General features: G+C 39.8%; 8 protein-coding genes. 7 read left to right on the top strand and 1 reads right to left on the bottom strand.

Annotation, left to right across the window (positions count from 1 at the left end):
• Window positions 1-372 precede the first annotated feature (372 nt).
• The 7 genes from FTU80_RS15040 (at window position 373) to hisC (ending at window position 7,461) form a co-directional block, all read left to right on the top strand.
• The gene (locus tag FTU80_RS15040) at window positions 373-1,827 is read left to right on the top strand and encodes an RNA polymerase factor sigma-54 (protein WP_078192378.1); all 1,455 of its coding nucleotides are present in this window, start codon (window positions 373-375) and stop codon (window positions 1,825-1,827) included.
• A gap of 169 nt (window positions 1,828-1,996) precedes the next feature.
• Entirely contained in the window at window positions 1,997-2,329 is a 333-nt protein-coding gene (gene hpf, locus FTU80_RS15035) for a ribosome hibernation-promoting factor, HPF/YfiA family (protein ID WP_078191195.1), read from the top strand.
• A gap of 135 nt (window positions 2,330-2,464) precedes the next feature.
• Window positions 2,465-2,716, top strand: a complete 252-nt coding sequence (gene ibaG / locus FTU80_RS15030; protein ID WP_078191194.1) for a BolA family iron metabolism protein IbaG — start codon at window positions 2,465-2,467, stop codon at window positions 2,714-2,716.
• Window positions 2,717-2,722: 6 nt separating this feature from the next.
• Window positions 2,723-3,979, top strand: coding sequence for a UDP-N-acetylglucosamine 1-carboxyvinyltransferase (gene murA / locus FTU80_RS15025; protein WP_078191193.1), 1,257 nt, complete (start codon window positions 2,723-2,725; stop codon window positions 3,977-3,979).
• Window positions 3,979-4,680: an ATP phosphoribosyltransferase gene (gene hisG / locus FTU80_RS15020; protein ID WP_180049009.1), complete on the top strand. Its 702-nt coding sequence runs from the start codon at window positions 3,979-3,981 to the stop codon at window positions 4,678-4,680. The genes murA and hisG overlap by 1 nt, the downstream gene beginning before the upstream one ends.
• Before the next feature lie 201 nt (window positions 4,681-4,881).
• Window positions 4,882-6,183: a histidinol dehydrogenase gene (hisD, locus tag FTU80_RS15015; RefSeq protein WP_180085918.1), complete on the top strand. Its 1,302-nt coding sequence runs from the start codon at window positions 4,882-4,884 to the stop codon at window positions 6,181-6,183.
• Between the two features lie 180 nt (window positions 6,184-6,363).
• The gene (gene hisC, locus FTU80_RS15010) at window positions 6,364-7,461 is read left to right on the top strand and encodes a histidinol-phosphate transaminase (RefSeq protein WP_180085916.1); all 1,098 of its coding nucleotides are present in this window, start codon (window positions 6,364-6,366) and stop codon (window positions 7,459-7,461) included.
• 117 nt (window positions 7,462-7,578) lie between these two features.
• Here the strand turns inward: hisC and FTU80_RS15005 are convergent, their stop codons facing one another.
• Window positions 7,579-8,919, bottom strand: coding sequence for an anthranilate synthase component I family protein (locus FTU80_RS15005; RefSeq protein ID WP_180085914.1), 1,341 nt, complete (start codon window positions 8,917-8,919; stop codon window positions 7,579-7,581).
• Window positions 8,920-9,125: the final 206 nt, after the last annotated feature.

Here is a 9,125-nt window from a genome sequence, read left to right as displayed (position 1 = left end):
CTTCCCGAACTCAGAAGTGAAACCTCTTAGCGCTGATGGTAGTGTGGGGTTACCCATGTGAGAGTAAGTCATCGCCAGCTCATTATTCGAAAACACCCCCTGACTAGTGCAGGGGGTGTTTTTTTATACCGGGAAAAATAATAAGAACAATGAAAAACAAAAAATACAGTGACAGCCGGAGTAAAATGAATAAGAAATCTAATTATATAGTTAATTTATAAGGCGAATTGTTCCTAATAGAAGAATGAATTAGCTGAATAATGAGTTTAAAAAAGACAAAAAATCGGGCGTTCTCTTCGAAATTATGCTATAAAAAATAAAACGGCATAAAAATTGCTTACAAAGTGCGGTTAATTATAGGGGGAGTTATTAATGAAATTAGCGATGGGGTTAAAGGTTGCCAATTCCTTATCATTAACACCTCAATTACAACAAGCCATTCGTTTATTACAGCTTTCAAGTTTGGAATTGGAACAAGAAATTCAAATCCAACTCGACAGTAATCCTCTATTAGAGAAAGTTGAAGAACAAAATACCGTTGAAAGTTTGAATAGCTTACAAGAACAAGAAAGGGAAAATAAAGACTTAACCAATGAATTAAATGCCGATCATTTACCTGATGAGTTACCAGTGGATACAGAATGGGATGATGTATATACCCATCAACCCACAAGTTTAGGTGCTGCTGAATTTGAAGAGCGCGAAGATAATCGGCAGGGGCATCAAAGTTTACAAGCGCATATGCTTGAGCAAGTTAATCTTTTACACTTTTCTATGATCGATAAACTAATTGCACACTGTATTATCGATGCTTTAGATAACAAAGGTTTTTTAGATTGTGACTTAAATGAAATTACCCAATCGGTTCAGCATCTTTTAGACTCTATGGATTATGAAGAAGAAGTCGAAGATGACGAAGTTTTAGTAGTTTTAAAGCATATTCAGCGTCTAGATCCTGTAGGGGTAGGCTCACGCAATCTTGCCGAATGTTTAATGGTGCAAGTTGAAAATCTTCCTGAACATGTTGAATATCGATATGAAGCTATTTTATTATTGAAAAATTATGAGTTGCTGATTACCAATGAATTACCCAAGTTGATTAAGCAAACGGGATTAAATACAGAACAGCTCAAACTAGCCATTTCTTTGTTAAAAACATTAAAAGCGCATCCAGGGCAAGAGTTTGAAGATAAAGATTCAGACTATCAAATACCAGATGTTGTGGTCTTAAAAAAGAATGAACATTGGTTGGTTCAATTAAATCCTGATGTAATGCCAAAACTACGGGTAAATTCTTTTTATGCCAATATGATCAAGCGTGCAGATCAAAGTGACGATAATCAATATTTACGAAATCAAATGCTTGAAGCAAAGAATTTCATTAAAAGTATTGATGAACGACATAAAACATTATTAAAAGTAGCGACATGTATTGTTGAGCATCAACGAGCGTTCTTTGAACAAGGTCCTGAGGCAATGAAGCCTTTGGTACTACGAGACATTGCCGAAGAAGTCGAACTCCATGAATCCACAGTTTCCCGTGTAACCACAAATAAATATATGCTCACACCACGTGGATTATTTGAGTTGAAATATTTCTTCTCAAGTCATGTTGGAACGTCATCGGGTGGGGAAGCGTCTTCGACTGCAATTCGTGCAAAAATTAAAAAGCTGATTGCAGAAGAAAATACACGTAAGCCTTTGTCTGATAATGCAATTGCAGTGTTGCTTAATGCGGAAGGTATTGATGTTGCTCGCCGTACGGTTGCGAAGTATCGTGAATCGTTACATATTCCATCATCTTCAGAGCGAAAAGTGTTGATCTAAATTTGAAAATCTGACTATTCTAGAGGTTCATTATGACGAAATAATGAATCTCTTTTTTATATAAGGAATAGCCGAAATGATCTGATTGTGTAAATGTATGCTTCGCATATTGAGTTGGATGATTCGGCTTGAACTTTTCCAGTCCTGAAAGAAGGTGAGGGATAGAATTATGCAGATTACAATTCGTGGCCATCATTTAACAATTACGCCAGCAATAGAAGAAAATATTCGTCTTAAATTTGCGGAAATGACCAAACATTTAGATCAGGTCAATAGTATGCAAGTTAAGTTGACTAAAGATCATCAAGTTGATAAACGTTCAAAAAAAGGCAGTGATAATCATATTGCAGAAGCGATTATACGATTACCCGGGACCGAACTTTTTGCGCAAGCTTGCGCTGATGATATGTATACCTCGATCAAAAAATTGTCTGAAAAATTAAAAAAACAATTGCATAAACATCGAAAAATGCAGCTCATTTATATGCCTTTAACGGTTTAGATTGTACATTGTACAAAAAGAGGTTTTTTATAACCTCTTTTTTTATATATATAATGTATGTGACTAATGAATTATTTTTTAGATTTATAGTAAAATGACGGGTTTTACACCGTTAGTCCTATATGGGGTCTTGTGATGAATAGTGAACAGCTCACTGAAATTTTAAAAGCTGCTTTTCCAGAAGCTGAGGTTGCAGTTAGTGGGCAAGGCGGCAAATTTGATCTACGCATCGTCGATGATCAATTTGAAGGGAAACGTCCTGTTGCTCGTCAACAATCTGTTTATGCACCTTTGAACTCCTACATTGCCAGCGGTGAAGTACATGCAGTAACAATTCGTGCAATGACCAAAGAAGAATGGCGCAAAGCAAGCTTATTCGGAGCTTAATAATTAATGGATAAATTTCTGATTCAGGGCGGTACTAAGCTCGAAGGTGAAGTTCGTATTTCTGGTGCGAAAAATGCTGCATTGCCATTACTCGCTGCAACTATCCTTGCGGATACACCTATTACATTAACCAATGTTCCAAATCTAAAAGATGTGAACACCTTAGTGAAATTGATCGCAGGTTTAGGTGTTCAAATCAGTTATGAAGGTGATACGGTTAAGGCAGATACTTCTAGCTTAGATAACCAATTTGCACCATATGAACTCGTGAAAACCATGCGTGCATCTATTTTGGTGCTTGGGCCGTTATTGGCGCGCTATGGTAGTGCAAAAGTGTCTTTACCGGGTGGATGTGCAATTGGTTCACGCCCTGTAGATCAACATTTAAAAGCTTTAGAAGCACTTGGTGCTGAAATTGAAGTTGAAGCTGGCTATGTGCATGCCAAAGTGGATGGTCGTCTAAAAGGTGGCGAAGTTGTCTTTGATATGGTCACAGTTGGTGGTACTGAAAATATTCTAACTGCTGCGGTTCTTGCAGACGGTGTCACCACGATTCGTAACGCGGCTCGTGAACCCGAGATTACTGATCTTGCTAATATGTTGATCAAGATGGGTGCAAAAATCGAAGGTTTAGACACAGATACTTTGGTTGTTACAGGTGTTGAAAGCTTACATGGCTGTGAATATGCCGTTGTTGCAGATCGTATCGAGACAGGTTCTTATCTTGCTGCTGCGGCAATAACTGGCGGTAAAATCAAAACCACGCATACAGATCCAAACTTGTTGGAGTCTGTACTGGATAAATTTGAAGAAATGGGCGCGGAAGTTACGCGCGGCGAAGATTGGATTGAACTGGATATGATGGGTAAGCGCCCGAAAGCAGTAAGTTTCCAGACTTTACCACATCCAGAATTTCCTACCGATATGCAAGCACAGCTGATGGCGGTGAATGCAATTGGTCGTGGTTTTGCTACAATTTCAGAAACGATTTTTGAAAACCGTTTCATGCATGTACCTGAATTGGCACGTATGGGTGCCAATATTCAGGTTGAAGGTAATGATGCTGTTGTTACAGGTGTAGAGAAATTATCTGCTGCACCAGTGATGGCAACTGATTTACGAGCTTCTTTCTCATTGGTTTTAGCAGCACTTGCCGCTGATGGGGAAACGTTGATTGACCGTATCTATCATATTGACCGTGGTTATGAAGATGTTGAAGCGAAGTTACAAGGTTTAGGTGCCCAAATTAAGCGAGTAAGTTAATGAGCGATATGAGAAACGATGATCCCAATTTTGACGTAATGGGCAATTTTGATCATGGTTTAACTTTAGCATTAAGTAAGGGACGTATCTTAAAAGAAACTTTGCCATTGTTAGAAACAGCTGGCATTAACTTATTGGAAGATCCGGATAAATCTCGTAAGTTAATTTTTCCAACGACCCATAAGCACGTACGTATTTTAATTTTACGTGCTTCTGATGTACCAACTTATGTTGAAAATGGTGCTGCAGATATTGGGGTGGCAGGTAAAGATGTACTGATGGAACATGGTGCACAAAATGTGTATGAACCATTAGACTTAAAAATTGCCAATTGTAAATTAATGACTGCTGGTAAAGTCGGCATGGTTCGTCCGAACGGTCGTTTAAAGATTGCAACCAAGTATGTCAATTTGACCCGTCAATATTATGCAAGCTTGGGCGAACAAGTTGATGTGATCAAACTTTATGGTTCTATGGAACTTGCACCATTGGTTGGTTTAGGTGATTACATCGTCGATGTTGTGGATACAGGAAACACTTTACGTGCCAATGGTTTAGAGCCTTTGGAAGAAATTTGTAAAGTGTCTTCTCGGTTAATCGTGAACAAAGCAAGCTTTAAACGTAAACAAACTTTGTTGAATCCGATTCTTGCTCAGCTAGAAAAAGCCGTGGAAGAACGCGAGCAAGTAAAGAAAGCATAATTTGTTGAGTTGCTAACTATGCTGATCAAACCGCTCAAATTTGGGCGGTTTTTTTATGAAAACTGAAAAATAATGATAAAACTGTATTTTCACCAATTTTAACGAAAGTTATTTTCAATAAAACTCCACATGAACACATGCGATAGATGTCCACAAGCTGCTGTAAAACAGGTAAACTAATCTTTTCCAATAGATTACCTTGTGGGTAAATTGATGCGACGTTTATCGACTCAAGATCAAAACTTCAAGCAAGCTTTTGCTGACTTGTTGGCTTTTGAAACTGTGAATGATCCAGAACTTTTAAAAACCGTTGACCAAATCATTGCTGATGTTCGTCAGCATGGTGATGCTCATGTTCTTAAATTGACACAGCAGTTCGATCGACATCCAGCGCATCAATTCTCAGAATTAGAGCTGACACAAGAACAGCTGAAAGCAGCATTTGATGGTTTAAGTTCAGAAGTGCGTGAAGCCTTAGAACTTGCTGCGAACCGTGTTCGTGAATTTCACCAAGCACAAAAGCAAGACGGCTGGACTTATGTTGATGCTTTAGGAAATACCCTTGGTCAAAAAGTCACACCGCTGGACCGTGTAGGTATCTATGTGCCAGGCGGTTTAGCTTCTTATCCGTCTTCTGTATTGATGAATGCTGTACCTGCGCATGTTGCTGGCGTGCCTGAAATTATTATGGTGGTGCCTGCGCCGAATGGCGATTTAAATCCATTGGTTTTGGCAGCAGCTTATTTGGCCGGCGTACACCGTGTATTTACCATTGGCGGCGCGCAAGCGGTTGCAGCATTGGCTTACGGTACAGAAACCATCCCATCTGTAGATAAAATCACTGGCCCGGGAAACCGTTTCGTTGCTGCAGCAAAACGTGCGGTATTTGGTCAAGTCGGCATTGATATGATTGCAGGGCCATCCGAAATTTTGGTCTATGCAGAAGGTCAAAACAATGCTGAATGGCTGGCAATGGATTTATTGTCACAAGCGGAACATGACACTGTGGCTCAAGCGGTGTTCATTACGCCAGATGCAGATCTTTTAGATCAAGTAGAACAATGGATTGAAAAGCATTTAGAAGCTTTGCCTAAAGCAGATATCGCGCGCACTTCAATCGAAAACCGCGGCGCATTGGTTTTAGTCAAAGACCGTGTTGAAGGCGCCGAATTGATTAACCAAGTTGCACCTGAGCATTTGATGCTGTGCTTGGATCAAGCGCAGGAAATGGCTGAAGATATCCGCCATGCCGGCGCAATCTTCATGGGACGTTATACACCAGAAGCGATTGGTGATTACTGTGCAGGTCCAAACCACGTGTTGCCTACATCGGGCACAGCGCGTTTTTCATCACCGCTCGGTGTTTATGATTTCCAAAAGCGCTCAAGTTTAATCATGTGTTCTGAAGATGGCGTGAAAACTTTAGCGAAAACGGCTGATACGTTAGCACAGCAGGAAAATTTAGATGCGCATGCGCGATCAGCACGCTATCGTTATCAGTAATAAAATATAGACTAGGTTAAAACTTAGTTTTCCAAAACTATAAACCTCTCCCTAACCCTCTCCTGAAAGGAGAGGGGAAATCTCATAAAATGAATATTCCTCTCCCTGAACGAGCTTTAAGGATTCCTTTAAAGCGAAGTGCAAGAGAGGTTAGGAGAGGATGAAAAAGAGCAAAATAAAATGCCAAATATTACCTCTGAACAAATGCGTTTTTGGAGCCCTGATGTACGTGAATTAGAACCGTACACACCGGGTGAACAGCCTAAAATCCAAAATATTTTAAAACTCAATACCAATGAAAACCCATATCCGCCATCGCCAAAAGTGGTGGATGCAGTACAAAAAGTATTGGCAAATTCTGCTGATGTTTTACGTTTATATCCAGATCCAGATGCGTCTGAGTTAAAGCAAGCGATTGCAAAACAGCAGCATGTACCTGTTGAGCAGGTCTTTGTCGGCAATGGATCGGACGAGGTGTTGGCGCACATTTTTAAAGCCTTTTTTGTGCAAGAACTGCCGGTTCTGTATCCAGATATTACCTACAGTTTTTATCCGGTATATAGCCAATTTTTTGGTATAGCTGCCAATACTAAAATTTTGCCGCTGAACGATGACTTTGAAATTGTGGTGGATGACTATAAACAGCCGAATGGCGGCATCATCATTACCAACCCGAATGCGCCAACCAGCATTGCTTTAGGGCTATCAGCCATAGAAGAGGTGTTGCAAGCCAACCCGAATTCAGTGGTTGTGATTGATGAAGCGTATGTCGATTTCGGTGCGGAATCTGCTGTGGCTTTGGTTGCCAAATATGAAAACCTTGTGGTTTGTCAAACCACGTCTAAGTCGCGTTCATTGGCCGGTTTGCGTGTCGGTTTTGCGATTGCGCAGCCGCATTTAATCGCAGCGCTTCAGGCGGTAAAAAACAGCTTTAACTCTTATCCGATGGACCGTTTTGCGATTGCAGCAGCCGTGGCGTCATTTGAGGATCAAGCGTATTTTGAAGCGCAAAATGCCAAGGTGATTGCGAGCCGTGAAAAACTTGTAGGTCAGCTGTCTGAGCTGGGCTTTAAGGTATTGCCGTCTGCGGCAAACTTTATTTTTGCCTCATTGCCAAATAAAGATGCAGGTGAGTTGGCTGCTGAATTACGCGAACGCGGGATTATTGTGCGTTACTTCAATAAGCCGCGGATTAATCAATTCCTACGTATCACCATTGGTACAGATGAACAAAATCAGCGCCTTGTGGATACGCTTAAAAACGATATTTTGGCTTGATTGCTGCAAGCTACTATAAATTTAAATCTACCCTAATCTTCCTTTCGAAAAGGTGAGAAGCACTGCTTCGCAAGGGGAGGGTTATAAAAAAGCGATTCAATTGAATCGCTTTTTTGTTTAATCGGGGTTATACCATGTATTTAACAAATCCAACATCGCTTCGACTTTATCAAAACATTCTTGATATTCAGCAACGCAATCTGACGCGATGGTGATTCCCCCACCTGCCCACAGCGAAACCTGATCTTGGTATTTTTGAATAGAGCGGATTAAAATATTCCAAGAGCCCGTGCCATCGTGATTAAAATAACCCATCGAGCCGCAATAGGCGCCGCGAGGAGCACCTTCAAGTTCATTAATGATTTGCATCGCGCGAATTTTAGGCGCGCCGGTAATCGAACCGCCCGGCAGTGCTGACATCAGAACCTCAAAAGGGTTTACATCGGTTTTCAGCACGGCCTCAACTTCACTGACCATGTGATGCACCTGATTAAAGCTTTCAATATCAAAAAGTTTTGGTGTTTTTACAGAGCCTGTTTCAGCATAAACACTCAAATCATTACGCAGTAAATCGACAATCATGACATTCTCAGCCATATCTTTTTCAGATGATTTTAATCGTTGTTTTGAGTGCGCATCTAAAACTGGATCTTCATAGCGAGGCATCGTGCCTTTGATTGGTTTAGTAATAATCTTGCGTTCAGGCTTAAAATCTATAAAAAGTTCAGGCGAACAACTTAAAATTTCAAAATCATCAATACGTAAGTAGCCTGAATATGGTGCATCAGTCAGTGACCAAAATTCTTGAGCAGTATCTAAGAGTGAACCGTTTGCTTGAGCTGTGAACTCTTGGGTTAAATTAATTTGATAGCAATCGCCTGCCTTAATATATTCCTGCACTTGATCAAAGGCTTTCGTGTAGTCTGACTTGGACCATCTTGCAGTACATTTTTGTCTTAATTTAAATCGATCTTGAGCGATCTCTGTTTGAATGAACTGATCAATGTAGTCGTAAATCTTAGCTGCAGAATGATCTGAACTATAAAAATACCAACCATCATCCTCTAATTTTAAAAAACTGGAAAATTGTCCTAAAAACAAGCGAGGTTGGGCTTTGGCGTGCAAGGAAATCTGTTGCTGCGCTGCATAATCATAGCTAATAAAACCAGCCCAGCCCCCAGAAAAACCGCTGCCTAAGTTTGAACATAAATCTTGGAAGGCAATATTTTGCAAGGGCTGAGTATCAGATTCCTCATATTGATCTAAATTGGTACGGACATAAGCTTTAAGTTCATCATTCTTAAATTGCTGATATTGATTTGCCAAAAAGCAAATAACAGGTTGGTTTTGATCTTCTAAAAAAATCACATGTGACAAGGGTGCAAGCGCTTGCAAAATATTTTGAGCACTAACATTTTGTTTGAGAATAAATTTTTTAAAAGAAATTGGTTTTTGCATCAACAGAAAAATTAACTTTAAAGACTAAAATGGATTTTATACCATTCCTAATTCATTTGGTTTGCAAATACCGTTTATCGGTAAGAATTAGATTGCGACCAACAACAGTTGAACAAATTTCAGCTTGGATATAATTTAATCGAGCGAGCAAACAACTCAAGGAAAGATTTAACAGTTGTCACAAAATAATATTACAGCTGAATAAA

This window comes from Acinetobacter sp. YH12145 (assembly GCF_013418335.1).
Lineage (GTDB): Bacteria > Pseudomonadota > Gammaproteobacteria > Pseudomonadales > Moraxellaceae > Acinetobacter > Acinetobacter amyesii.
The sequence above is the reverse complement of the archived record's forward strand: the minus strand, read 5'-3'. Positions and strand labels throughout refer to the sequence as shown.

Coding starts and splice junctions, on each gene's coding strand:
- FTU80_RS15040 (WP_078192378.1), top strand. CDS start 373: ATGAAATTAGCGATGGGGTTAAAGGTTGCCAATTCCTTATCATTAACA.
- hpf (WP_078191195.1), top strand. CDS start 1,997: ATGCAGATTACAATTCGTGGCCATCATTTAACAATTACGCCAGCAATA.
- ibaG (WP_078191194.1), top strand. CDS start 2,465: ATGAATAGTGAACAGCTCACTGAAATTTTAAAAGCTGCTTTTCCAGAA.
- murA (WP_078191193.1), top strand. CDS start 2,723: ATGGATAAATTTCTGATTCAGGGCGGTACTAAGCTCGAAGGTGAAGTT.
- hisG (WP_180049009.1), top strand. CDS start 3,979: ATGAGCGATATGAGAAACGATGATCCCAATTTTGACGTAATGGGCAAT.
- hisC (WP_180085916.1), top strand. CDS start 6,364: ATGCCAAATATTACCTCTGAACAAATGCGTTTTTGGAGCCCTGATGTA.
- FTU80_RS15005 (WP_180085914.1), bottom strand. CDS start 8,919: ATGCAAAAACCAATTTCTTTTAAAAAATTTATTCTCAAACAAAATGTT.